Here is a 23,962-nt window from a genome sequence, read left to right on the forward strand (position 1 = left end):
AATATGAGAGTTTTATTACTATTATCAGTGCTCTTGATGTCATTTAATTCGTCTGCGGAGCGGATCTTACTCGACGAACAATGGCGCCTTAGCGATGTGCCGGGTGAAGCCATCTATTATCAGCAGCAAGCTGCAACAGCGCAAAATGGCGAGTGGTCAGTGCAGCTATTTTATCTGGAGACGGATAAACCGGTTTTTAAGGGCCGCGTTAACAGTCCCAATTTAGCGGAGAGTTATATCGTTGGTGATTTCGAGTTCTTCTACCCCGACGGTCAACTGTCTCGCAAGGGCAGTAGTGATGCACAAGGGCGTTATCAGGGAACACATTTGCATTACTGGGAAGATGGAAAACTCTCGGGAGAGTACCACTACCTGAACGGCCAGTTACATGGAGAGCAGAAAAGTTACCATACCAATGGTCAATTACGCGACCATCAACATTATGTGAATGGTGTGGAATCTGGATTAGCGCAAAGTTATTTTGACAATGGCCAGCTGCAAACACGGGTAACCTATGGCGCTAACGGTATGGAAGGGCTTTATGAAAGCTTCCATAACAATGGACAGCCGGAGCAAACCGTGAATATGGTGGCGGGAAAAAGAGAAGGTGAGCGACTGTATTGGACAAAGGAAGGTTGGTTATTCACCAAAGAGTTTTATCTTAACGGCAAAATACATGGCGAAGTGTTGGTGTACCAAGCGGCAGATGTGTTACAGGAAGTTAAACATTATCAGCATGATAAGCAAGTAGGGATACAGCAGCGTTTTGATCCACAAGGGCGGTTAGCAACGCAACAATTGTATGATAAGGATGGCCGCGAAATTCAAAATATTAGCTACGATGATGCAGGCAAAGTAACAAGCCAAACTGACACCCAGTATCTTGCCAAAGGCCAGGTAACTACTGAAAAACGCTTCGATGCAACTGGAGCATTAACCGCTCAATATCAGCGTGATACTGTAAAGGACTGGAGTCTGCGTCAGCGTTTTAGTGCAACCGGTGAGTTGATTGAACGGGAAGAACAACTCAAGGGACTGCATGACGGTTTGTATATTGGGGATGGCTGGAATGGTTATGTCCGACGGATTAACTACAGCAAAGGTAAAATGCACGGTGCATATCGCGAAGATAATGCCTTAGACGGTGGATTTGTCACCGGGCAATATCATTTCGGTGTAAAGGTCGGTAAGTGGGTGACCAAAAACGCTGATATGACCCGTAATGAGCAGTTTAATCAACAAGGCCAGCTTAACGGTGAACAAACCGAAATCGCCGCTGATGGTACGCTAATGCTGCAAGCGTTTTATCAAAACGAACAGTTACATGGTGCGTATTTACAGCGTGGCTTTGATAAACAATTGCAGGCTCAAGGCCAGTATGTGAACGGTCAACGTGAAGGTAAATGGCTGGTTGATGACAGTAGCTATAACCAGGTTAAGCTCTGGCATGGGCAGTACCGTGCGGGCCACGAAGTTGGTCGCTGGCAAGCGTTTTCGGCAAATGGCCATTTATTAGGGCTGATGCAATATGATGATAAAGGCCGCTTGCAAGGTAAAAGCTACAGCTTTAACGAAGATGGCAGCTTGGATCGAAGCGAGGAGTACGTTGATAATCAATTACACGGTCAATTAGTGTATTACTTCAATGGTGAAGCCTCATCCGTGTATCACTATCAAAAAGGGGTTGATGTCGGTCAATAGCAGAACGGTAATCGCCCAGAACACATCTTGGGCGATTTGAGGTGAACTTAACGTATTAGCTCAAGGATGAGTTAATGCACATCAGCGCTAACGATGTGCTTTAAGCCAGCGTCCTGGTGGCATTCCAAATTCTCGTTCGAATGCGCGTGCAAAGGTTGCACTGCCACTGTATCCACCACTCAGTGCAACCTGAGCAATAGGTTCCCCAGCCAATAATTGTTGGCATGCCATCATCATTCGCCACTGAGTCAGATACTCAAGTGGCGATAATCCCGTCAACAGTTGAAAATGAGCCGCAAAACGTGAGCGAGACATGCCCGCTTCTTTCGCGAGTGTTGCTACTGTCCATTTTTCCTCATAACGCTTATGCATCACGCCAATCGCACGCGCTAGTCGTGGATCAGATAATCCAGCCAATATGCCTTGTTGAGTGTGGCCATTATCAACGATGTAACGCAACAATAAGATAAATACTGTCTCCAACAAGCGAGTGATAATGGGGGCTTGGCCATATTGATTCGCAAATGCCTCTGAAAAAAGTAGGGTGACTAGCGGTTTTAATTCTGGCTGTTCACTCAGCGGTAGCACTAATACATTGGGGAGTGCCATTTGTATTGGGGATTGGTTTCCTTGTCCAAATGAAACGCTCGCACAGACGAGATCACATCCTTCAGCATCAACGGGTTCCATGCTGTGTTTAAGCCCCCGAGGAAAAAGGATTAGGCAAGGTTCTGTTAACAATCGTGGTTCATCAAATTCCTGATAAAGCGTCATCGCACCCGCGTTAAGCAAGTGTAGATGTCCCCCTTCAGGATAATCTTGGCTAAGCGAGGTTTGGCATAAGTTACCAGCGAAAAACATCGAAGCACGTGGCGCTGTATGAGCCAATAGAATTGAGAGAGGATCCATTTTGAGACGATAGGCGTTTAATTAAGGACTATTTGCGATAAATCGTATCATTGTGGGCTGTAAGCTATCAACCGTAACTTACACAATTAAATTGGAGCACGACTATGAGCCGTATTAAACCTGTTTCTCAACCTTCTTCAACTGTTGCACCAAGCTTTGCCGCAATGCAGCGTAACCTTGGTATGGTACCTAACCTATATGCCACGTTAGCTCACTCGCCAGTGTTATTTAATGGATTTTTGGCTTTTGCTGAAGCACTAGGTAAGGGGCGGTTAACGACGACTCAGCGTGAATTACTCGCGTTGGCAATTGGCCAAAGTAATGAGTGCCAATATTGCCTATCTGCACATACATTGTTAGCGAGTAAGGCCGGCCTATCAGTTGACGCGATAAAGTCTGCGCGCCAAGGAAATGCAGAGTCTCCTCTCGATAATGCTTTGCTGCAACTGGCGACCGCGTTAGTTCATCAACGTGGAGTGCTCACCGATGAACAACTTGCTAATGTTCGTCATGCTGGTGTTGATGATGAATTAATGCTCGAAGTACTAGGCCAAGTTGTAGTCAACACCCTGACCAACTATGGAAATCATTTGGCCGCAACAGAAATTGATTTCCCAATAGTTCCTTTGCGTCCTTAGCCAAGGAGCATTTATGAAACAATATGATAAAGGTTTTTTGCTTGCTCTTGGCGGTGTGGTATTGACACTCCTCTGGATTGGCATATTTAAGTTTACGCCAACCGAAGCGGCAGCAATTCGTCCTCTCGTTGCAAGTCATCCTTTGATGAACTGGCTCTATAGCATTTTATCTGAACAGGGAGTATCTAACTTAATTGGTGTGGTTGAGATAGTCACAGCAATAGGGCTGGTGATAGGGATTTGGCGCCCACGTGTTGGTTACTGGGTGAGTTTGAGTGCACTCATCACTTTTATCATGACGCTGAGCTTCCTGTTGACCTTACCCTCGGTATGGAAGTTGGTTGATGGTGTACCCGTTACCGAGTTCTTTATTCTCAAGGATCTGGTATTTCTGGGTGTGGTTTGGTCTTACCTTAATCAAAATAAGGCGCAACTCATTCGGGCATCTTGAGCTATTAGCATGACAACGTAAATATATGTGCAGTGCATATCGTCCATTTAAATAAAGTCATTGATATAAGCACAGCCAACTATTTTTATCGTAAATATAAAAAATGCCGAGTGATAATTCACTCGGCATTTTGATATTTTTGATAGGAAAAGTTTACTTAGTAAAAAACACGAGTGTCCAAGGTATTATGTATGCTTGGATCACTGTGAGTAAACCAATAAAAGTACAGAAAAATAGACTGTGCTTTAGAGTAAAGCGGAAAAGATCAGATTCTTTACCTGCTAACCCTGTAGCAGCACAGGCAACCGCAATAGATTGTGGCGAAATCATTTTTCCTGTTACCCCACCAGTCGTATTTGCGGCGACTAATAACTCCGGTGTTACACCAATTTGGTTTGCAGTGTTGGCTTGCAGCGCACCAAAAAGAGCATTTGATGAGGTGTCTGAACCGGTTAAAAATACCCCTAACCAACCTAAGAATGGTGAAAAGAACGGGAAAGCCACTCCAGTGCCTGCCAGTACTAACGCTAAGGTTGAAGATAGACCTGAGTAGTTTGCTACAAAAGCGAATGCTAATACTAAGCCTATGGATAATATCGGGAATTTTAATTCAATTAATGTTTCTTTAAATGATTTAAGTGCATTACTTACTGACATTTTAAGAATAAAAATTGAAATTATTGCGGCTAATAGAATGGCGGTTCCTACAGCGCTTAATATATTGAGTTTATATATTGCAGCATAGGGGGTTTCTTTAGTCACAATCGGGGCTGTTTTTATCACTAAATTATGCAAGTAAGGCACTTCGATACTGATAGTGGCAAAACTTAGTGCGAGTTGTACATCTTTTAAACTCCACAGGGTTACAATCGCGGTAAGAATAATAAATGGAGACCAAGCTTTAAATATCTGACTATTAGAAAACGTAGATTTTGGCGTAATAGCTCTTTGCTTCATTCCTGAAAAAGTGAAAATTTCTTTTGGTTGCCATACTTTTAAAAATAATGTCAAACAAACTAGGCTGACTAAAGCAGAAGTAATATCGGGTAATTCAGGACCGATAAAGTTTGAGGTAAAAAATTGTGTAACTGCAAATGAAACGCCTGCCACTAATGTAGCGGGCCATGTTTGACGAATTCCCCTAATACCGTCCATCATCGCAATAAGCCAGAATGGCACTATTATCGATAATATTGGCAGTTGACGGCCGGCGAGTTGTCCAATATGGAATGGATCAAGTGATGAAACCTGACCTGCGACAATGATAGGAATTCCCATCGCGCCAAAGGCTACAGGCGCTGTATTCGCGATTAAGCAAAGTCCTGCTGCGTACAACGGATTGAATCCAAGCCCGACTAATAATGCCGCAGTAATAGCCACGGGAGCACCAAAACCCGCCGCTCCCTCAAGGAAGGCTCCAAATGAGAAACCAACCAATAGCATTTGTAAGCGTTGATCTTCTGTCACTGAAATGACAGAGGAACGTATAATCTCGAATTGACCTGTTTTAACGGTGATTTTATATAAAAATACCGCGGTAATAATGATCCAAGCTATAGGCCAGAGACCATAACTAAAACCATATATCGCAGATGCAACCGCCATAGTGACAGGCATTTTATAAGTAATTATTGCAACCGCTAGGGCAATCAATAAAGTTAAAGCTCCGGCAATATAACCTTTGAGTTTTAACACCGTCAAAGCTAAAAAGAAAAATACAATAGGTAGTAAGGCGACTATTGCAGTTAGCCACAAGCTACCAAGTGGCGTATATGTTTGGGTCCAAGTCATAGGGAGGTAGGTCCATGTAGTTATAGTATGTTAATAAACGGTATTGCATACGCAACGTCACAGATACTAATGTTTGGTGATGTAGATGTAATGTTTCTTGTTGCGATAAGTGACTTTGGTCACGCTATATGTGGAAGCATAGGGTTTTAGTCAGATGGCTGGCGAGTGAGTGCATAAATTTAGTGCGTTAATGCTATTTAGCTAAATTAGTTTTTATTTATTATGTTGAAAGAGTTTTATCTTTATTAGAGTAACTGAATTTTAGCCGGTGATAACGTTATATTAATTAATTCATATATCTGGTTATCATTAATTTTAAATTAATTTATTTTAGTGATTAATTAATTTCAACTTCTTCTCTATATTAGAAATCTAGGATTGTTGAAATGTGATCAAAATATAATTAGTCTTAGTGAATGTTTGGATTTAATCAAAACAACTTTAATACAATAAATTAACCATTTCAGTTTCTTCTTCTGGTTTTATTTTTTTAATTTTATTACTTTCAATGTATTGGATGATTTTTGAGAATGATTTTCTTTTGTTTTTTTTAGTGATCTAAGGCAGGTTTTTAGTGGTTTTTAGATGTGGGCTGGCTTATTGGATGTTTATTATTAACAATCGTTAACCTTGGTTTCTTTGTGGTTACTATAAAAGTGGATTTTCCACTGCTAAGTCATGTTAACCATAAGGCATTAAATATGAGATGGCGTAAAATTAAAACTCTGATAATGGGAGCGAGCTTGTTCCTTATATTATCTCCATCTGTTAAAGCTCAAGAAATTTCATCAAGTCCCAAACTGGGAGAGCAAATAGAAAAAATACTCACAGATAAGTTTGCTGAAGGTAAATATTCCGCTAAAGGCGCAGATACTTGTTTAATGTGCCATCGTAAAAATAACACCGTTATGGCTATTTTTGATGGGGTGCATGGCGATATCAATAATAGCAAATCCCCAATGGCAGGATTGCAATGCGAGGCATGCCATGGGCCACTCGGACAGCACAATCAAGGAGGCAAGGAGCCAATGATTAGCTTTGGTTCTGACAGTCCATTGTCAGCACCGAGCCAAAATACCGTTTGTTTAGGTTGCCATCAAAAAACTGAGCAAAGTGGCTGGCATAGCAGCTTACATAACATGGAAGAAATAGCCTGTGCGGATTGCCATAAAGTCCATGCAGCTAAAGATCCGGTACTGCAAAAGCAACAGGTGAGCCAAGTGTGCACTTCTTGTCATACTCGGCAGAAATCCGATATGAATAAGCGTTCATCTCATCCATTAAAGTGGAATGACATGACCTGCATCGATTGTCATAACCCCCACGGTTCATTTAATGAGAGTGCCTTAAAAAAGACCTCAGTTAATGACACTTGCTATAGCTGCCATGCGGAAAAACGCGGTCCTTTCCTGTGGGAACATGCTCCTGTGACCGAAAACTGCTCCACTTGCCATAACCCCCACGGCAGTGTGAATGACGCGCTCGTCAAGCAACGCGTCCCTCAACTATGCCAACAATGTCATGCCGATGATGGACATGCTAGTCGGGTGGTCACTCAACCAGGTTCTGACGCGTTTGGTGCTGGTATGGGATGCCTCAATTGTCATAGCCAAATCCATGGCTCCAACCACCCTAGCGGCAGCAATTTTGCCCGTTGATTAAGGAGTCTGCCATGTCTTTTAAACTTAATATCATTACCTTGGGATTGCTTGCTGCTACCAGTGGTGTGAGTGCTGCAGACTTTTCTGTGCACAAAGCTAATCTGCAAGGGCTAAAGTTGGATGCTTATCAGTGTAAAAGCTGCATAGGAGAGAAGCGTTATCAAGCTGAGCTGCAGTTAAGTGCAGGCTGGGCCGAGAATGATGATATTCATGCGGGGAATGCCTTTGGCGATGCCAGCGATGGATTGCGCGCGGCTATGGATGCGGACGTAGGTTATCGCAATGCGGGTTATGAAGCTAATGTTCAAGCATATCAATTGGGACTAGAGAACAGCTATGCCCACCTTGATGCGGGTCGGTCTGGACAGTATGCCCTGAACCTTGATTATCAATTATTAACTCGATACGACAGCCGAGCGCAAACGCAGTTGTGGCACAACAATGGCCTACTTTTGCCAGACACTGCGACTCGAGATGTCGATTTACAGCTGGAACGCGAAAAGGTGGGCTTGGGATTAGCCGCGCAATATGGCGTCATGCAGGCGTTTATTAACTACGACCACGAACAAAAAACGGGTAATCGTCGCAGTAGTTTAGTAACTCCTCGCCCTGTTAACTTTGCACTGCCTGTTGATGCTAACACTGAAAACCTCAATGCGGGCCTTAATATTTCGGGTGAAAATTGGTTAAGCGAACTGGCTTACCATGGCAGTTTTTACCGAAATAATATTAATAACTTAAGCTTACCTTATTTGCCCGATGTTTATGCTGCTACGCCTGATAATGATGCCCATCAAGTCTCGTTATCTGGGCAATACATGCTTGGACGTGGCAACGTCAATGGCCGTGTCGCCGCTGGACGGATGCTTCAAGATGGCGATTTAATCCAAGTCAGTGGTAATCCGTTACAGAGCTGGGATGGTCAGGTTGATACCTTAGATGCGCGGATCGGCTTTAGCAATATGTTAAGCCCGCGATGGCGTGTTAACGGTCAGGTTGACTATAGCGAACGCGATAATAAAAGTTCGGTATGGGAGTTTGCGCAATTAGAGTTTGATAATGTCAGTGGTGCATTTAAGCAAAATGTCCCCATGGACATCGAAAGGCTGACATACAAACTCCACAGCAGTTACCGTTTTAACAGTGAGTATCGCCTCATGGGAGGCTACGACCGTAAAGAGGTAGAACGCAGTTACCTTGAGCGGGAACAAACCCATGATGACGCATTTTGGGCCAAGCTGAATATCAGATCCTTGGCAAACACTGTGATTGATTTTGGTGGACGTTACGAGAACCGCAGCGGCTCGGTCTACAACGCTGTCGAAAATACCTCGATTGAAGAAAATCCACTATTGCGTAAGTTTTATCTCGCAGACCGTGAGCGTCAGGCGGTTGATCTGAAGGTGAATTATGTACCACTTTCGTGGTTGACTATTGATTTAAATGGATATTATGCCAAGGATGATTACGCTAAAACCATTATAGGCCTAACAGAATCGACCGATTATGGTTATGACCTGCAATTGGGGATGCAACTCTCTGAGCAATTGCACCTCTATGCCTCTGCAAGCCAACAATGGATAGACTCCGCCATCGCCGGTAGCCAATCGTTTTCCTCACCAGACTGGTATAACGATGTTGCTGATGAATTTATCAATTTAGGTGCGGGATTTACCTATAGTGGTTTATTCGATGACAGGCTGACACTTGGTGGGAATTATCAATTCTCCAACTCCGCAAGCGATACCTTAATCACCTATAACGAGATCCAGCCATACGGTGATTACTACTCCTATAACCACAGTGTCGAGCTCTATGGGCGCTACGCCTTGAGTGAGCGTATGGGGCTCAAGCTAAGTTATCAGTATGAGCGTTATTACGACACCGACTATAGCCAATCCGCAGTCAATAGCATTCCTGGGTTAATCACCCTAGGCGACTTAAACCATAACTACAACGCGCACTTGCTGATGTTCACCTTCAGCTACCTGCTGCCTTGATTGATAAGAGGTAAAGACAATGGAACGCAGAAGTTTTCTAAAAATGAGTGCAGCCATGGGCTGTGCAGCAACGGTCACTGGCTGTAATTCAGGTTCTAGTGATGTGAATGTGGTGCCACCTAAGCCGCCAGTAGGTGATGAAGTACAAACTTGGTCATCTTGTTTGGTTAACTGTGGTTCAAATTGCCCCATCAAAGTATTTAGTCGTGATGGCATCATTACCCGTATTGAAGCTGATCATGAAACTAGCGATGAATACGGCAACCACCAGATCCGAGCCTGTGCCCGTGGACGCTCACTTCGCAGCCGAACTTACGCACCAGATCGCTTACGTACACCTATGAAGCGTGTTGGTAAGCGTGGAGACGCTAAGTTTGTGCCAATATCATGGGATGAGGCTGCTTCAACGATTGCGAGTGAAATTCAGCGTATTGCCAGTAGTTACGGTAATAAGTCGATTTTGAAACACTACGGAACAGGGGCTTATTATGGATTTGCTAGCTCAGCGTGTTTTGATCGTGTGCTCAATCTGAATGGGGGATTCCTGAAGATTTATGGCAACTATTCTTGGGCACAACAAAATGAAGCGGCCGCAGCAACTGGGTTTGGTAGCACATCAGGTTCTTCTTTAACGGCGTTATATGATAGTGATCTGTTCCTCGGTATTGGCTACAACCCAAGTGAAATGCGTCAAAGTGGGTCGGGTGAAGGATATGATTTCTTAAAAGCGCTTGAGGCGAATGCGAACCTTGAAGTGATTATGGTGGACCCACGTTATACGGACTCAATGGCGGGTAAAGAAAGCCAATGGTTACCGATTAGACCAGGAACCGATGCGGCATTTGCAGAAGCGATTGCCTATGAAATGATTAGCTCTGGATGGGTTGATACGCATTCCAAGGCATTTTTAGATAAGTATTGCGTTGGATTTGACAAGGCCTCTCTTGAAAAACTTGTCGCTGAATTTACCGCAAGTGGCGATCCTAAAAAGACTCAATATTTGCCTTATATCGACGTTGAAGACAACTATCGCAACTACATTCTTGGTGAAGGTAAGTTTGTCGATAATGGCCCAAGAACCCCCGCTTGGGCAGCTAAAATTTGCGGAATATCAGAAGCAAATATTAAATCTGTCGCTAGCAAGATTATGAATGCTAAAGCACCGTTTATTGTGACTGGTGCAGGCGTAAACCGTCATGCTAATGGTGAACAAGCTATGCGTGCTTGCTATATGCTTTCGTTCCTAACCGGCAAAGTAGGGCTGCCAGGTGTTAGTAATGGCGCATTGCCTTATCAAGGCAGTTTAAACCGTGCAGGTATGAGCGGTGGTAATAATCCGGTTAAAGAATCCATTTCTTTCTTTACTTGGGCAGAAGCGATAGAGCGTGGCCATGAAATGACGGCGCGTAAAGATGGGATCCGTGGTACAGCTGATTTAGATACTCCACTTGGCGCAGATATTAAAGCGGTATTTGCGATTAACAGTAACGCATTAATTAACCAACATTCAGACTGTAACGGTACCGCTAAAATCCTCGAAGATGACACCAAATGTGAACTTATAGTCGTGTGTGATTGCTGGATGACACCTAGCGCACGTTATGCGGACATCTTACTACCAGATACCACTTGGTTAGAGTCGAATGACTTAGTCAATGATAGCTATGCATCCGGGATCATGGGTTATCTCGTTGCCATGAAGGCTGCCGTTAAGCCGATGTGGGAAAGCATTTCGATGTTTGAAATGGGACGCTTAATTGCTGCCAAAATGGGTAAAGAAGCGGAGTACACAGAAGGTAAAGATGAAGCCGCTTGGTTAGAGGAACTATACCAAAAGACTCGCACAAATAGCGCGAATACGGATGCACAACCTGCATTCCCTAACAGTTACGCTGAAGCGCAAAAGATTGGTGTGTTCCGTGCGTTTAGCAAGACGCCAGTACTTGCACTCGATAGCTATATCAATGGTGGTAAAGCGGTGAGCACACCATCCGGTAAGGTAGAGATCTACTCATTGTCGATGGCGCAAAAGGGTAAAGATTGGATCTTTAATCCTAATGTTAAAGGCGATTACATCACTGCAATCCCCATGTATCAACCCACATGGGAAGGCTACGACGATGAAGATACTAAGGATGATTATCCTCTGCAATTAATGGGTTATCACACCAAGGGGCGTACACACTCAAGTTATCATAACGTGCCATGGCTGCGCGAAGCCGCAGAAGATGCCGTATGGATGAACCCAACTGATGCCTTAGGTCGTGGTTTAAGAAGTGGCGATAAAGTACAGATGTGGAACGATCGTGGCACAGTTGAATTACCTGTACGGATTACCCCAAGGGTTGCCCCAGGTGTTGTGGCTTTAGGTCAGGGTGCTTGGTATCAACCTGATATTGCTCGGATTGGAAGGAGCGGGCACCCAATTGATGTTGGTGGCTGTATTAATACGTTAACTCGTTACCAACCAAGCCCTTTCGCAAAGGGAAACCCACAACACACCAATCGCGTGCAGATCGTCAAGGCATAAGGGGTAGATGAAAATGACTCAACAAACACAATATGGTTTCTATTTCGATAGCAGCAAATGTACTGGCTGTAAAACCTGTCATATTGCCTGTAAGGATCGCATGACTGGCTTGGTTCGCGCAAAAGATGATGTGATGAATAATGGTGTCGCTAATTTGCCCGGTATTATTTGGCGCCGTGTTTATGAATATGGTGGTGGTAATTGGTCGCAAAACGTCGATGGTAGTTTTGAGCAAAATGTCTTTGCTTACTACATGTCTATTGGTTGTAACCATTGCAGTGAGCCTGTGTGTGTTAAAGCCTGTCCAACAGGTGCAATGCATAAGCGCCGTGAAGATGGATTAGTCCAAGTTGCCACTGAACTTTGTATTGGTTGTGAAAGTTGCGCGAGAGCCTGCCCATATGATGCTCCTCAGCTAGATATTGAGCGTAAGGTGATGACTAAATGTGATGGTTGCAGCGATAGACTCGCGGAAGGTAAAAAGCCTATTTGCGTTGATTCTTGTCCTTTACGGGCACTCGACTTTGACACTATGGATAATTTACGAGCGAAATATGGAGAGGGTGATGGTCATATTGCCCCCTTACCATCGCCCTCAATTACTTCACCAAACTTGATTATTAAGGCCAATCGAAATGGTCAACCAGTTGGTGGTAGTGGGCAATTATTAAACCCCGCAGAAGTGTAATAGTGAAAATGGGGGGCTTAGTCCCCTCATTTTTCTTCGTTTGTAAAAGGAACACTATGTCAACAATCAACACGAATGATTACCAAACCTGGGGTGCAATGGCAAAAGTGCTACATAACATTTTGTACTCGTACCCTAATATGCCGTTACTGACACAATTTAAGCGAGATGAGTTAGCAACACAGTGGCCAGAGCTTGAACTCTCGACAGGTGAGCAGTCAGGAAAAGCTTTGCTAAGTAGCTATTTGACTCAATGGCAAGATGATGAATCGCAATTAATCGAGCTTCAATTAGACTATGGGCAGCTATTTTTTGGCCCTGGCGATCCTAAAGCTGCCCCCTGGGGATCGGTATACACCAGTGAGGGGCAGTTACTGAATGAGGCTTCGACTCAAAATCTGGCTAGCTTTTATAACACCCATGGTATCGAGTTATCCCTGACGCGAAATGAACCCGTAGACCATTTAGGCTTGATTTTATTAGTGTTGCAATACTTGTTTGATGAATTAGCGTTAAACCCCAATGACACACAAAAGGTGAGAGTCTGCACGCTATTGTTGCAACAACATACTTTACCTTGGGCGGGGCGCTGTTTGGCATTAGCAGAGCTTCATGCAAAGACGGATTTTTATCGTGGCATATCTATGCTTGCTCAAGTGTTTTTTGCACATTTAGGTACGAAGTTTAACGTGATACCTCAAACCGTAAAACTCTATCGCTAAAGGTTAGCTAATGACGTTTGTGACAGCAGTGAGTCATCAATGGTTAAAAGCACAGCTTGCCTATCGACTTCAATTGAGTTTGGCTGCTTGTGAAAATATTCACGACTTATGTTGTGGCGGTACGTCATTAGCGTCAGTCACTAATATTATGTCTGCGATTATTTTTATTGAAGGTCAGCCACAATGGTTAGTTCTCGATAAAACAATGAATGAGCAGAAACTACAGGATAATATTGTGCTACATTGCTTTTTTGAATGCTGTAGAGTTTTATTTATCAGAGAGTTATCACATCAATCTCTAAGTCAAGCGGAACAACTTATTTTCACTTTAGCTGAGGTTTGGCGGAGAAAATATATCAAGACACAAGAGGTTGATAGTGTTTCTGAATCCATTTGTTCAATGATTGAGCGTTTATCTAAACAGCTTATGATGCATCGTCTACAATTGCGCACAAATACCCGAAACATGGGGGGATTGTAATAGTTCAAAATCCATTGTTTGGATAATTTTTAAGCGGAGTCCGTCACCGTCAAATAGGTTATATTCTTTATCCCTTGGTTTTGCCGTTTTGATTTCTTTATCTGTTAGGCGAGTAGTGACAATGGTCATGATGGATACACTGTAGTTTCGAAGTCAAGGCCGTGTACCCTCAGGTGTACCTAAAAATCAAAGCTGTAGTTGGAGGTAATTAGACGTTAATGTGCTGTAAGTTATTGATTTTGCGTTGTTCAAGGCAAGAAAAAAGACGTCCTGAGACGTCTTCGTTCTTATATTTGGTGGGGCGGCGTCATTTGAATCTGTGTTTTAAGTTTTTGTATTTAAATTATTTTTATTAATTTGATTTTTTATTGGAATACCTTTTGGAATACCAAAATATGATGTTTTTGACTCTTAACTGATTGGGTTGCCATCTAGCGAGTGTGTCATAGTAAATATTTGTCACATGAAGCAATGCTTGGTCATGAATTTTGAGGAGTTTTGTCATAAAACGTTAAAATAGACTTGTTTGTTGCTCATTCTGTTTGCTAACTAAGCTATGTAGTTTTGAGATTCCGTCAGCAAGTTCTTTTTTTTGATTCAATTGCTCTGTAAGTACGTCACATGGGAATTGAAGGCTACATGTACAAGGAGACATCATTGTTTTTTTTGATTCTTGAACAGCGATTTGCTTTTTTAGACGCTCCTCCTTTTGTTCTGCTTTCTGTTTTGCTAATTCACGTTTTTCAGCTAAGTAACTTTGGTAGTTGTTAGATATGAGCTTAGATATGATGTCAGATTTGTTTTCGCCTCTGCTCATTTGCGCTAGCAGTTCAGCAATAGAGGGCTTGAGACTGATAGATATTGAAACCGTCTTTCCATTTTTACGGGAATTATGTGTGCGCCACGCATTTCTCATTCTTTGAGCAAGCTCTTTTGCTTTTTGCGTGTTATAGCCTTGGCGCACCAGTTCTGTTCCCAACCAAGCGATCAGGCTAAAGCTATCCTTAAATGGCTCTGCGACATTAAGCTTTATGTCATTTTTCCTTAGATATTTAATTTCCCACTCGAGGCTTCTTGGTGTTTTAGATTTCAAAAATGTAAATAGTTCGGTTGCAGCTCTTGCATGAAGGTCATTCACTGGTCATCCCTCTTGGTTAAAATCTATGTTTAAAGTTATAGATACTTTGTGTTTGATTTTGTGTTGTGTGCCGCTGCAGGTGTAACATTGTCCTTAAGCTATTTGCAATAGTTGTTGGAATTACATGTGACGCTACATGTGTATTATGGTGCTAGGGGGCTTGAGGATTTTGCTGTTTTATGAGCATAAATCGTATTTTTGATGGAGATTAAATTGGAATTACTGCACTCAATGACAGGAGCTACACCTGAAGAGCGGTTGTTATTGCTCCAGTGGGCACTTGTAATAGAAATGATGAAAAACACAAATGTCTTGGAACCTTTGCTCGTTCCCGCAGAGCCTAAGCAACTAGCACGAACTTTCAAGTCCACTGAAAGGCGAGTTAGGCTCTCTCTAGAGTATCTAGTTCAGGAAGGATATGTGGATAAATACTCGAACACTTATTTGAGGCTAAAAGGAGTGAAAGGACCAAAATTTGAGTATTTTTTAGCTGCCACAACTTGGCGGTTGTGGGGACAGTTATACAGTCAATGCTTATTGAAAGAAGAGTTTTACCAAGCTCTTCTTGGCATGGATACTAATTTTCCGCGCCGTCAAATAAGATTGCTATGGGCTATTTTAGCTTGTTCTGCTGATAAATTTGGATACATCACTTCACAACGCATGAGTGAAATGAAACACCTTTTAGGTGGCATTTCAGATAATGAAATTAGGCTTAGTCTTCAAGTCTTAAAGCGTTTAGGTTGTGTTTCCATGCTTGCTAGAGAGGTTGGTTACACAGCGTTTTGGGGGTACTTACCCGCCATATTTCAACTTCAACTCAAGGCTGATAATCCACAGGTAGTTCGATTAGGCGTTTCGTTGCCTTTATATATCTTCAGACAGTCTGATTTGTTAACTCAGATTTTTAGATATCGACGAAGGGCCAAGTTGAGGGTAAATAAAAAAGACAAGGTGCTTGAACAAAGTTATCCAGTAACAGATGAGCAATACTACGATTATTTATCTAAGCACTTTTTTGATAAAAAAATTATTTTATATATACATCAACTATGTATTTTGACCATTTTTTCATTATCTCAAGAGATTATCGAATCATCCAAAGAACGAGATTTATCTGATTTGCTCAATTCTCATGAGTTGAAAAAAATGGCGATTACCAAGCTTCGTGATATCTTGATACCATCGTTATCTGGCTCAGTTCTACCATTAGAAATAAGTCTACCAATAGAGCCAAAAGACAATGTAGACGCTCTCAACTCTTTGCTCAAAGGTTTTTTATTGAAAAAGTTGGCTACTGAAGTGACTACAAAAGTTATAGAAGTTGTCCAACAAGTCGATGTCTTTGCAAAAACGTATGATCTTTCGATTCGGCAAATTAGTTATGTACCTAAAGAAATGATCATTATCACAAAGCCTGAACTTGATTTGATCGCTAAGTCTGTCCTTCAGGATACAATTGATCCTGAGTCATCTATTGAACAAAATGATTCATCTGAACAGCAAGCGTCTAATATAAGTTTTTTAGTCTTGATGTTAAATCTTACCTGCTCACAAGAGATTAAAGATAGTGTTGTATTTGGTGGTGTCGTGCTAACGGCAGGACCCAAGCCCAAGCGCAACCCCAATCCCACCCCCAAAGATGAAGATGTTAATTCTAATTTTGTTCAGGTCGATACTATCCATGTTGTATCAACTGGAAGGCGCTCAAAGAATTAGTCAAACATATCAAACAACGTAATTTGTAAACATTTAATCTTCGAGTTGCATCGACCGCAAAATACTTGGAATTTACCGTAGTTGAGAACACTTTTCCCTTAATGCGATCAAGCATTCCAGTCTGGTGCCATGTCTGTTTGTTATTACTATCTTTTTCCATTCCTCTTAGGCTGTTATTAGCTGCACTATGTCGTGCTCAAGATTAGCTTTGATTCCAAGTATCTAAATCACAAAACGATTGTAGGACAAGTGCAACAGAAGCCAATTGACCTTGTATTACCCCAATTCATCCTTGGATATTGTTTAATGAATACTAGGAGCATCAGATCATAAATGAGCATAAGTTTAAGATTACATTGACCATTTAGGTTATGAAAAATAACCAATATGGAATCGTAACATGTCAACTTTTAACGCTTATCCCATAATCAGTAATGGCCAGTATCAAGACTTTAAGGTTATCTCTAGGCCTTTAAGTAGTGCGTACTTAGAAATAATATTGAAGACGATGCAGACAGCTATTATTGACCATCCAAGAACCTTCATGGTGAGGTTTGATTTACATTTACCACAGCTCAATTTTTGTGATTCACCAGTAGTTTATGATTCAACGGTGATAACCAAGTTCTTTAAGTCTCTTACGGCAAAAATCCGATATGATAGGTTTATCAAAGGGCGCAAAGCTAAGCGTGTTCATCCTTGCACTTTGCGCTATATATGGGCAAAGGAGCGAGCAGATGCAGACACAGATCACTACCACGTAGTGATATTTCTTAATAAGGATGCCTATAGCCATCTCGGAAATTTCAATCGAAGTGGCCAAAACCTGAGTACTAAGATTGTTGAAGCCTGGGCTAGTGCTTTGGGGTTAGATGATTACAGTACTAGGCATTTAGTACATTTCCCTGAGGATACTCCGGTTTATTACATCAATCGTAATGCTCAAAAGTATCCTCAGACCTTCGGTAAAGCCTTCTATCGTTTGAGCTATTTTGCTAAGTTGGAGACTAAGCATTATGGCGATAGAACACGTTCATTTGGCTATAGCTTAGTATAGGTGGATAACATTTATAATTTAGAGTGTCTACTGGAACTACAACAAGACATTCCGAGCACTGGTTGCTCGGAATGTTACTCAATGGTGGCAGCTGCAACCAGTGTAGTGGTAAAGCCAAGGCGTTAACCGTGTATTTTTATCTACTCAGTAAAGCCCATTAAGTCACTTGGGTTGATTCGGTTGATGTATTGGCTCAATTAGTTTTGAGCTGTTATGGGCAAGAGTAGAGGAATAAGTGATGAAGTATTTGTTACTGCTTATCGGTCTTTGTTTGTGTGGCTGCACTTCCACGACTCTGGAGGTGGCCAGTGTTCCTTCCGTCAGTCCTTGGGAGCCCGTTCCCGATACTAAGGAATACACGTATAACAAAAGCCTTGATGATATTATTGAATTTTCCGACGTTAACTTGTCGTTGTTATTCAACAATTATGAAACCAAGTACCGGGGTAATGCCATACTGGGTATAGAGATGAACCGTTGGCGTGATAGTCAATTTAATGATGATGAAATTGTACTCGCATTGGGGGTAAAACCCTTGAAATTGGATGTTGAGTTAATAGCAAACAATATCGCGCTAATCATGAAAGTTGATGGTATTGAACAGCATTTCAAGCCATATAGGGTAATGAAATATAAAAGGAAAGACCCAATTTTTTGTGGTTTTGATCGCTCTATTGATGGTGAAAGAGGTACTCGTAGTGTCGATATTGCCGATAACAAAGAGAGTTTACGGCTCGGCAGTGAATTTGTAGATAACTGTTATAACTTGTACTTTAAATTCCCTGAAAAGGTCAAAGATGTGGATTTTGCTCTCGATTTTACCGACTCCCTGCTACCGTTGGATAATCATAAAATCATCTATTTTCATAAGAAACTGATTAAGTGGAGATCATCAAACTAAAACGGACTAACTTTTTGATTTTACGAAAGACCTAAGTACATCTTGAAAGCTAGCCCCTCATTGAGTGCAGGTTTTATGAGAATTTTACATGTGTTGCTTAAAACGGTTGCTATAGTGCTTTCTAGCTTAAGTTTGGTGGGTTGTCCTACTCAATTTAATGTTGAGGTTTTGAATGAGAGCAGTATTCCCATCCACATTCTGTCTGGCTATTCAGATGTTGAGTTGTCTCGAATTGAACCTGGTGAAGCAACCCGAGTTGCATATAACCTCGATTGTTTTAGAGTTAGGGCTGGAGAGCAGATTTATGAGTACAAACCTGTGATGCCACCAGCTCAGTATGTTCAAAATGGATTGTTTAGTTCGTCATTTAAAGCTGTATTCACAGGTGCTCAGGAGCTAAAAATTTATGTGGATGGTGAAAAGCAAAATGAATCGTTCTATCTTGTAAAAGGTTGTAGGTAATGCCAACAAATCAGCAAGTTAAAGCATACTAAAGGTTTTAATGTGTTCGAAAATGCTGTGCAAAATTATGGTCGAGGTTTTCGTTGATGATGGCCACAATGAAAAATTTACTGTTGCTTTATTTTTGTATGCTTCTTGCTGCATGCGATCAATTTCCAGGCCCTAACATCAGAAGTGAGTTTTCTATTCCGGTTAAATTAACCGTTACTTACAGTAATGGTGAAACCTTTTCCCATGAGTGGCCACCATGTCGTGTATTTGGTTTGGGAGCCATGGGGGAGGGTATTTTTGGTGTAAAGCAGAACGAAAATGTCACTTTAGAGCGGATTGATATCGAAGCAGAAGGAAAGATTATTCATACTTTTGATGGGAGCGTAATCAATTTATTGCTTGAAAAGGAAAAAAACGAGGGAAATGAGTTGATCTGGGTTGTTGATAGATCTGGTATCCGTTTTTCTAAGGATATGGAGTGTACTTTACGGGCAGGAGATTAAAAAAATAAGGAGGGTAATCCTTCCTTGTTGTTAGATTTCCAGCTCAGCAAAGTCCTTATCGATATCGTTAACATTGAAAAATGAGCATGGATAAGGATTCTACTTTATGTCTACCGTAATGAATTTTACTGCAGTGAATTATGTTTATTCTCTCTTAGGCCGATAGTGTAAGGCGACAGATAGAGGTGAGCTATGGTCCTAAAAAATAGTCTCTTATCATGTTTATTATTGGGAATAAGTTTTATGACTTCAGCAATGCCTACGCAGGTCATCACCTCTAAGACGTTAGAATTTAACAAAGGTGCTGGTACTGGCATAATCAGTGTTATTGATATAAAAACTCGCGACATCATAAAAGAATATCATGTGAATGCGGGTAATAGCCCTGTTATGCAAGTTTATGGCGACAAGTTATCCATCTCCAATGGGGTTTTAAATCCTGGAGAGTATATTCTTAATCTTACGAATTCTTCCGTTGAATATCACCCTGAGCGCCGAGGCACCGTTTTTTTTACTGAAGGCTCATATATTTATTTTTCAGTAATCAACAATGTGGGTGAAATTGTTTTTGTTAAGGAAGGCAAAGAGGTTCATCGCATTGATGAAGTCGGTATAGTTATGCGGCCACCTAATGTGTACGCCTATCCTGATAAAGTCGTGAGCTTCTATCTTCGTAAAGGTGATTTATACCTTGTCAATGGAAACGATTTATCCTTTAGTAAGTTTTCATTAAAAGACTATACAGACATGATCTATCTAAGTGAGGATAAAGCCTTAGCTGTTAAGGGCGGAACATTATACTGGCTGCGCCTTTCCGATGGACAAGTGTTAAGAACGAAAAAAATATCTGTCATGGACTTATTTAGTATTGTAAGTAAAAGTGATGATGGCAGATTTATCACACTTCGAACTTTGAGTATCTCTTTGGTTCCTTGGTCAGATACTTTTATGCAAGAGCGTATCGATTTATATGTATTTGACTTGCAAAATGAAACCTTGGAAAAGCTTGCAAGCAGCGTGGCAGGTAATGGAGTGGGCCTTACGGTGAGATAAAATCAAGTAATTGTTTATAGATGATAGTCCTTGAAGCTTACTGTGAGTACCAAAATGTAGAGGGTGAACTGGCACCCTCTTAACCTGTTAGATTTCTAGCTCGACAAAGTCCTTATCGATATCGTCTTGCTCAATACCAATATATCGCAAGGTGGTTTCTTCGGCGCTATGCCTGAGCATCTTCATTACTCGACCAATGTCTTTGGTTTGTTGATACAGCAGATAGCCACGGGTCTTACGCATCGAGTGAGTGCCTAAGGCGATTTTGAGTTCTTCACCAATCATCGCCAGAGCGCGGCAAATATAGCGGCGTGACAAAGGCGCGGGTTTGGTGTTTTTCGCTCTTTGATTACGGTAGGACTGAAACAGGTAGATATGGTTAGGATGCTCGCGCGCAATACGCTGTATCCGTTCTAGCGTTTTTGAGTTGAGCTTGATATTGGCGATTTTGCCGGTTTTGGACTCCTTAATGATGAGTCTATCGCCGTGGATATCACTGAACTTAATTGAGAGTAAGTCGGATATCCTAAGCGCGAGATTAAGGCCGATATTCCACACATCGGCCAGTTGCTGGCTAAACTGTCTTTCGAGTAGATAGCTGATAAGCTTAACGGTGTCTTGATCTTTAACCGCTTGAACTTCAGGCATGGTCATGTTCCTCTTTTTTGCTATAGCGTGTTTTTGGGTACTTGCGTTGTTGAAAGCCTTATGGGGCAAGGGGTTGAGTGTTCCCGTTTTATGGTTACGGGAACTTGCGGGCGTTCAACAACATTGAAATAACGATGCGGGCTAATCCAAGCTCACCTCCACTTGATAGGCTTCCATCTGGTAATAACTGACAAAGTTATCGCTAAACAACTTAATCAGTCCCTGTGATTCCCGCTCCCCAATCCAGCCGCTAAACAGGCTATAAACCTGCTTGCTGTTAAAGCAGATATCGATATCTTTAACCAGTTCAGGGAAGGGATGACCGCGAAAAGCAAAGTCGGTGACGTAGACTAAACGCCAGTGATCTTGCTGTTTCTCAAGCCTGACTTCGACGGGATGAAAGCCACCCGCTTCGGCGCTGTAGTCTGGATCTCGAAAATTAAGGGTGATAGCGTTGGCGTCTTTTGGATCGAGGTTAGCCAATTCCTTTTCAATCACTTGGTAAAAACGATTGGGCATCGCTGGCTGTTGGTTACGCTTGATGGTTAATGTCATGGGATATTCCTTGTTTGATTGACGTGCATACGCAAGAGCCAAGGCGCAGTCATGCCTTGGCTCTTGTTGTCTATGCGGCTGGGTTAAAAAACAGTGGTTGGTCGAGCTATTTAAGATGAGTCGCTAAGGGTTGCTTGATAGAGATCTAAAGCTAGGGTTTAGGAAAAGGTGCTTACGGTTAGGGGATTGGTACAGGCTTACGAACTCGAACAAGTTATCGAGTGATGGCGAGGTTGCTGGTGGTTAGTGGTTTAGCTTCGGTTTGATAAATCGCAATATACAAATAGCCATGACTGCCTAAGGTATCAGCCTCACAGGTAAAGCCTGCGTGTTCAATGCTCACGCAGTGCTGCTCTGTGGCATCAATCTCGCCAGTGGCCACCAGCCGCTCAAGCTGTTTAACCATGGCGGGAAAGGCCTCGACAAATTGTTGTTTAATTGCTGGTGGAAATTCACCGACAAAACTGGCGCGGTCATGGAGATAATCCAAGTGCAGACCGCGCAAAATTAGCCTCGCACCAAAGCGGGGTGACACTTTACGGGGCAAGCCCCAGGCGTGCTCAATATCGAAAAGTTTTAGCGTTGTCATAGTGACCTCAATGGTTGAAGGATAAAACTCAGGTTGTGGCTTGCTGGTTAGCGGATTAGCGGGAGCGGTGATGAATATCTAGTTGAGTAGAAGTGGTGAATACCGCTGTATATCCAGCAGGTAAAGGTCTTTAAGTATGCACACTCCAATTAGGCTGTTCATTACTGCCATGGTTAAAGTACACGCCATTGATGACCCGCTGCCATTCACCTATAGGCACACCATAACTGTTACAGGGGCAAATATAGCGGCAAAAGGCAATCTCCTTGGGCAAGTGCTCAACCACATCACGGTGAAACACACTCAATACGGTTTTATGTAGCTTTGGATTCGGTGCCACAATCGGTTTGCCAATCACTTGGCCCATGGCATTAAGTGGACGGACAAACATCGGCAAAATTAGCTCAACCGCTAAGCGGTTACGCAGTTCCGGAAACGCAGCACAGGCTTCGGCAACACAGGCCTGTGAAAAGCTATCGGTAAATTCAATCATGATGGACTCCTTAAAAAGGTGTGGCAGGTTTAAACGTTGGCTAGAGTAAACCGCGCTCAGCAAAGGACACTGGCGTGCGGCCAACCACGATATGGTCAAGCACGCGCACATCGATAAGTGCCAGCGCATCGGTTAACCGTTTGGTTATGTGCTTATCTGCCATTGAAGGTTCTGACTCACCGGAGGGATGGTTATGGGCAAAAATCACCGCTGCGGCATTGACGGCTAACACCGCCTTAACCACTTCCCGTGGATAAACACTGGCGGCATCTAACGTGCCAAAGAATAACTCTTTAAACTCGAGTAATTGATGCTGATTATCGAGCAGCATCACCGCAAATACCTCCCGCTCATAACCACCGAGTTTGTAAGTTAAAAAATCCTTAGTGGCCTGTGGATTGGTATAGGCGTCCTTTTTCACATAGCGCTCGGCAATGATATTGGCGGCAGAGGCGAGGATGACGTCATCCGAGGGCGGCCATAGCGTCACTGGTCGAATGGTCGTTCTGGTGTGCATAGGTTTTGTTGACATATCAGGCTCCTTGAAAGCGTTAATGGGCTTATGCACAGGAGTGATATATAGCTAAAAAATGTTCGAAACAGACATAAAAGCCAAGGTGCCCACAAGCACCTTGGCTTCGTGAGGGCATGACTAACCTAGGCTACATACCTTTGTTTTTCGCCCAGTCGTAACCAGCAATCACGCCGAGAATAAATAACTCAGCCATTGGCCGATTAATGAGCAGGCTAAACATAGTCCTTCTCCTTCAGGCTGCGGTAAATTCCAACGCCAAGCATAAAGCCGGCGATAAATACGATAGGCATAAAGCCTCCTTCGTTTAAATAGATAGATTGGCCACTGGTCGCAATCGCTTCTGGTAGCCGGATGTGACAGTAAATGTGTTACTGCATCTTAGTGATATAGATGTGAAAAAGGTTGGAGACCGCCAAATTTCACAGTTAAAGATAACCGCCACTCCTCATGGTTTGAACTAAACCAGAGGATTCAAAAAATGAGATTAATCAGACTAAAAGACGTTATCGACTGCACAGGCCTTGCCCGTTCAACCATCTACAAATACATCGCAGAAGGAGCTTTTCCCAAACCCGTATCATTAGGCGATAGGGCCGTTGCGTGGGTAGAAAGTGAAGTACAGGAGTGGATTTTTGAAAGGATAGAAGCAAGAGATTGTTAACGTTAAGAGTTTGAATGCACAACTTAGTAAGTTAAGTCTTAAATGAAATTCGCGATTATAGATATCAGTTTAGAGATGATTTAGT

General features: G+C 42.4%; 24 protein-coding genes. 16 read left to right on the top strand and 8 right to left on the bottom strand.

Features of this window, described 5'->3' with window-relative positions; genetic code table 11:
* Positions 1-3: 3 nt before the first annotated feature.
* A complete protein-coding gene (locus HG547_RS03200; RefSeq protein ID WP_169546985.1) occupies positions 4-1,701 on the top strand; it encodes a toxin-antitoxin system YwqK family antitoxin in 1,698 nt (565 codons plus the stop codon).
* A gap of 87 nt (positions 1,702-1,788) precedes the next feature.
* On the opposite strand, the gene HG547_RS03205 is transcribed toward HG547_RS03200, so the two are convergent.
* Positions 1,789-2,610, bottom strand: coding sequence for an AraC family transcriptional regulator (locus tag HG547_RS03205; RefSeq protein ID WP_037415791.1), 822 nt, complete (start codon positions 2,608-2,610; stop codon positions 1,789-1,791).
* Positions 2,611-2,714: 104 nt separating this feature from the next.
* On the opposite strand from HG547_RS03205, the gene HG547_RS03210 reads away from it, so the two are divergent.
* Positions 2,715-3,248 carry a carboxymuconolactone decarboxylase family protein gene (locus HG547_RS03210; RefSeq protein WP_169546986.1) on the top strand — a complete coding sequence of 178 codons (534 nt, stop codon included), beginning with the start codon at positions 2,715-2,717 and terminating at the stop codon, positions 3,246-3,248.
* Between the two features lie 13 nt (positions 3,249-3,261).
* Positions 3,262-3,699, top strand: a complete 438-nt coding sequence (locus tag HG547_RS03215; protein ID WP_055647320.1) for a DUF417 family protein — start codon at positions 3,262-3,264, stop codon at positions 3,697-3,699.
* Between the two features lie 153 nt (positions 3,700-3,852).
* Here HG547_RS03215 and HG547_RS03220 read toward each other — a convergent pair whose 3' ends face one another.
* The gene (locus tag HG547_RS03220; protein ID WP_037415799.1) at positions 3,853-5,490 is read right to left on the bottom strand and encodes a lactate permease LctP family transporter; all 1,638 of its coding nucleotides are present in this window, start codon (positions 5,488-5,490) and stop codon (positions 3,853-3,855) included.
* A gap of 701 nt (positions 5,491-6,191) precedes the next feature.
* Here HG547_RS03220 and HG547_RS03225 point away from each other — a divergent pair.
* Genes HG547_RS03225 through HG547_RS03250 form a run of 6 tightly spaced genes read left to right on the top strand, consistent with a single transcriptional unit; the run spans position 6,192 to position 13,572 of the window.
* Positions 6,192-7,148 carry a DmsE family decaheme c-type cytochrome gene (locus HG547_RS03225; RefSeq protein ID WP_169546987.1) on the top strand — a complete coding sequence of 319 codons (957 nt, stop codon included), beginning with the start codon at positions 6,192-6,194 and terminating at the stop codon, positions 7,146-7,148.
* A gap of 14 nt (positions 7,149-7,162) precedes the next feature.
* Positions 7,163-9,151 carry an MtrB/PioB family decaheme-associated outer membrane protein gene (locus HG547_RS03230; RefSeq protein ID WP_169546988.1) on the top strand — a complete coding sequence of 663 codons (1,989 nt, stop codon included), beginning with the start codon at positions 7,163-7,165 and terminating at the stop codon, positions 9,149-9,151.
* A gap of 19 nt (positions 9,152-9,170) precedes the next feature.
* Positions 9,171-11,681 (top strand): DMSO/selenate family reductase complex A subunit, encoded by a 2,511-nt coding sequence (locus HG547_RS03235; protein WP_169546989.1) that lies wholly within the window; start codon positions 9,171-9,173, stop codon positions 11,679-11,681.
* Between the two features lie 13 nt (positions 11,682-11,694).
* Positions 11,695-12,369: a DMSO/selenate family reductase complex B subunit gene (locus HG547_RS03240; RefSeq protein WP_037425569.1), complete on the top strand. Its 675-nt coding sequence runs from the start codon at positions 11,695-11,697 to the stop codon at positions 12,367-12,369.
* A 56-nt stretch (positions 12,370-12,425) separates the two neighbouring features.
* On the top strand, positions 12,426-13,091 hold the full coding sequence (locus HG547_RS03245) for a molecular chaperone TorD family protein (RefSeq protein ID WP_169546990.1): 666 nt from the start codon (positions 12,426-12,428) through the stop codon (positions 13,089-13,091).
* 10 nt (positions 13,092-13,101) lie between these two features.
* On the top strand, positions 13,102-13,572 hold the full coding sequence (locus HG547_RS03250; RefSeq protein ID WP_055647768.1) for a hypothetical protein: 471 nt from the start codon (positions 13,102-13,104) through the stop codon (positions 13,570-13,572).
* Positions 13,573-14,083: 511 nt separating this feature from the next.
* On the opposite strand, the gene HG547_RS03260 is transcribed toward HG547_RS03250, so the two are convergent.
* Positions 14,084-14,710 (bottom strand): hypothetical protein, encoded by a 627-nt coding sequence (locus HG547_RS03260; RefSeq protein ID WP_169546991.1) that lies wholly within the window; start codon positions 14,708-14,710, stop codon positions 14,084-14,086.
* Between the two features lie 213 nt (positions 14,711-14,923).
* On the opposite strand from HG547_RS03260, the gene HG547_RS03265 reads away from it, so the two are divergent.
* The 6 genes from HG547_RS03265 to HG547_RS03290 all read left to right on the top strand — a co-directional run bounded on the left by HG547_RS03265 (position 14,924) and on the right by HG547_RS03290 (position 20,396).
* Positions 14,924-16,429, top strand: a complete 1,506-nt coding sequence (locus tag HG547_RS03265) for a hypothetical protein (RefSeq protein WP_169546992.1) — start codon at positions 14,924-14,926, stop codon at positions 16,427-16,429.
* Positions 16,430-16,829: 400 nt separating this feature from the next.
* Positions 16,830-17,486, top strand: a complete 657-nt coding sequence (locus tag HG547_RS03270) for an inovirus Gp2 family protein (RefSeq protein ID WP_169546993.1) — start codon at positions 16,830-16,832, stop codon at positions 17,484-17,486.
* 238 nt (positions 17,487-17,724) lie between these two features.
* The gene (locus HG547_RS03275; RefSeq protein ID WP_169546994.1) at positions 17,725-18,387 is read left to right on the top strand and encodes a hypothetical protein; all 663 of its coding nucleotides are present in this window, start codon (positions 17,725-17,727) and stop codon (positions 18,385-18,387) included.
* A gap of 75 nt (positions 18,388-18,462) precedes the next feature.
* Entirely contained in the window at positions 18,463-18,849 is a 387-nt protein-coding gene (locus tag HG547_RS03280; protein WP_169546995.1) for a hypothetical protein, read from the top strand.
* 98 nt (positions 18,850-18,947) lie between these two features.
* Positions 18,948-19,343: a hypothetical protein gene (locus tag HG547_RS03285; RefSeq protein WP_169546996.1), complete on the top strand. Its 396-nt coding sequence runs from the start codon at positions 18,948-18,950 to the stop codon at positions 19,341-19,343.
* A 243-nt stretch (positions 19,344-19,586) separates the two neighbouring features.
* On the top strand, positions 19,587-20,396 hold the full coding sequence (locus HG547_RS03290) for a hypothetical protein (RefSeq protein WP_169546997.1): 810 nt from the start codon (positions 19,587-19,589) through the stop codon (positions 20,394-20,396).
* Between the two features lie 87 nt (positions 20,397-20,483).
* Here HG547_RS03290 and HG547_RS03295 read toward each other — a convergent pair whose 3' ends face one another.
* From HG547_RS03295 to radC, 5 genes are all read right to left on the bottom strand, one after another.
* Positions 20,484-21,044, bottom strand: a complete 561-nt coding sequence (locus tag HG547_RS03295; protein WP_126511665.1) for a tyrosine-type recombinase/integrase — start codon at positions 21,042-21,044, stop codon at positions 20,484-20,486.
* Between the two features lie 141 nt (positions 21,045-21,185).
* A complete protein-coding gene (locus HG547_RS03300) occupies positions 21,186-21,599 on the bottom strand; it encodes a DUF2787 domain-containing protein (RefSeq protein WP_169546998.1) in 414 nt (137 codons plus the stop codon).
* A 214-nt stretch (positions 21,600-21,813) separates the two neighbouring features.
* Positions 21,814-22,188: a type IV toxin-antitoxin system YeeU family antitoxin gene (locus tag HG547_RS03305; RefSeq protein ID WP_169546999.1), complete on the bottom strand. Its 375-nt coding sequence runs from the start codon at positions 22,186-22,188 to the stop codon at positions 21,814-21,816.
* A 130-nt stretch (positions 22,189-22,318) separates the two neighbouring features.
* A complete protein-coding gene (locus HG547_RS03310; RefSeq protein ID WP_169547000.1) occupies positions 22,319-22,681 on the bottom strand; it encodes a hypothetical protein in 363 nt (120 codons plus the stop codon).
* A 40-nt stretch (positions 22,682-22,721) separates the two neighbouring features.
* Positions 22,722-23,213: a DNA repair protein RadC gene (gene radC, locus HG547_RS03315; RefSeq protein ID WP_169547001.1), complete on the bottom strand. Its 492-nt coding sequence runs from the start codon at positions 23,211-23,213 to the stop codon at positions 22,722-22,724.
* A gap of 481 nt (positions 23,214-23,694) precedes the next feature.
* On the opposite strand from radC, the gene HG547_RS03320 reads away from it, so the two are divergent.
* Positions 23,695-23,877, top strand: a complete 183-nt coding sequence (locus HG547_RS03320; protein WP_169547002.1) for an AlpA family transcriptional regulator — start codon at positions 23,695-23,697, stop codon at positions 23,875-23,877.
* The last annotated feature ends 85 nt before the right edge of the window (positions 23,878-23,962 follow it).

Source organism: Shewanella sp. DNRA4 (assembly GCF_012843185.1).
GTDB lineage: Bacteria > Pseudomonadota > Gammaproteobacteria > Enterobacterales > Shewanellaceae > Shewanella > Shewanella xiamenensis.

What these genes read in the sequence shown, in the direction of transcription:
- HG547_RS03285 (WP_169546996.1), top strand. Translation starts at nt 18,948, where the DNA reads ATGAAAAATTTACTGTTGCTTTATTTTTGTATGCTTCTTGCTGCATGC.
- HG547_RS03290 (WP_169546997.1), top strand. Translation starts at nt 19,587, where the DNA reads ATGACTTCAGCAATGCCTACGCAGGTCATCACCTCTAAGACGTTAGAA.
- HG547_RS03235 (WP_169546989.1), top strand. Translation starts at nt 9,171, where the DNA reads ATGGAACGCAGAAGTTTTCTAAAAATGAGTGCAGCCATGGGCTGTGCA.
- HG547_RS03245 (WP_169546990.1), top strand. Translation starts at nt 12,426, where the DNA reads ATGTCAACAATCAACACGAATGATTACCAAACCTGGGGTGCAATGGCA.
- HG547_RS03205 (WP_037415791.1), bottom strand. Translation starts at nt 2,610, where the DNA reads ATGGATCCTCTCTCAATTCTATTGGCTCATACAGCGCCACGTGCTTCG.
- HG547_RS03240 (WP_037425569.1), top strand. Translation starts at nt 11,695, where the DNA reads ATGACTCAACAAACACAATATGGTTTCTATTTCGATAGCAGCAAATGT.
- HG547_RS03280 (WP_169546995.1), top strand. Translation starts at nt 18,463, where the DNA reads ATGAGAATTTTACATGTGTTGCTTAAAACGGTTGCTATAGTGCTTTCT.
- HG547_RS03320 (WP_169547002.1), top strand. Translation starts at nt 23,695, where the DNA reads ATGAGATTAATCAGACTAAAAGACGTTATCGACTGCACAGGCCTTGCC.
- HG547_RS03300 (WP_169546998.1), bottom strand. Translation starts at nt 21,599, where the DNA reads ATGACATTAACCATCAAGCGTAACCAACAGCCAGCGATGCCCAATCGT.
- radC (WP_169547001.1), bottom strand. Translation starts at nt 23,213, where the DNA reads ATGTCAACAAAACCTATGCACACCAGAACGACCATTCGACCAGTGACG.
- HG547_RS03230 (WP_169546988.1), top strand. Translation starts at nt 7,163, where the DNA reads ATGTCTTTTAAACTTAATATCATTACCTTGGGATTGCTTGCTGCTACC.
- HG547_RS03250 (WP_055647768.1), top strand. Translation starts at nt 13,102, where the DNA reads ATGACGTTTGTGACAGCAGTGAGTCATCAATGGTTAAAAGCACAGCTT.
- HG547_RS03305 (WP_169546999.1), bottom strand. Translation starts at nt 22,188, where the DNA reads ATGACAACGCTAAAACTTTTCGATATTGAGCACGCCTGGGGCTTGCCC.
- HG547_RS03270 (WP_169546993.1), top strand. Translation starts at nt 16,830, where the DNA reads ATGTCAACTTTTAACGCTTATCCCATAATCAGTAATGGCCAGTATCAA.
- HG547_RS03215 (WP_055647320.1), top strand. Translation starts at nt 3,262, where the DNA reads ATGAAACAATATGATAAAGGTTTTTTGCTTGCTCTTGGCGGTGTGGTA.
- HG547_RS03310 (WP_169547000.1), bottom strand. Translation starts at nt 22,681, where the DNA reads ATGATTGAATTTACCGATAGCTTTTCACAGGCCTGTGTTGCCGAAGCC.
- HG547_RS03275 (WP_169546994.1), top strand. Translation starts at nt 17,725, where the DNA reads ATGAAGTATTTGTTACTGCTTATCGGTCTTTGTTTGTGTGGCTGCACT.
- HG547_RS03295 (WP_126511665.1), bottom strand. Translation starts at nt 21,044, where the DNA reads ATGCCTGAAGTTCAAGCGGTTAAAGATCAAGACACCGTTAAGCTTATC.
- HG547_RS03225 (WP_169546987.1), top strand. Translation starts at nt 6,192, where the DNA reads ATGAGATGGCGTAAAATTAAAACTCTGATAATGGGAGCGAGCTTGTTC.
- HG547_RS03200 (WP_169546985.1), top strand. Translation starts at nt 4, where the DNA reads ATGAGAGTTTTATTACTATTATCAGTGCTCTTGATGTCATTTAATTCG.
- HG547_RS03220 (WP_037415799.1), bottom strand. Translation starts at nt 5,490, where the DNA reads ATGACTTGGACCCAAACATATACGCCACTTGGTAGCTTGTGGCTAACT.
- HG547_RS03210 (WP_169546986.1), top strand. Translation starts at nt 2,715, where the DNA reads ATGAGCCGTATTAAACCTGTTTCTCAACCTTCTTCAACTGTTGCACCA.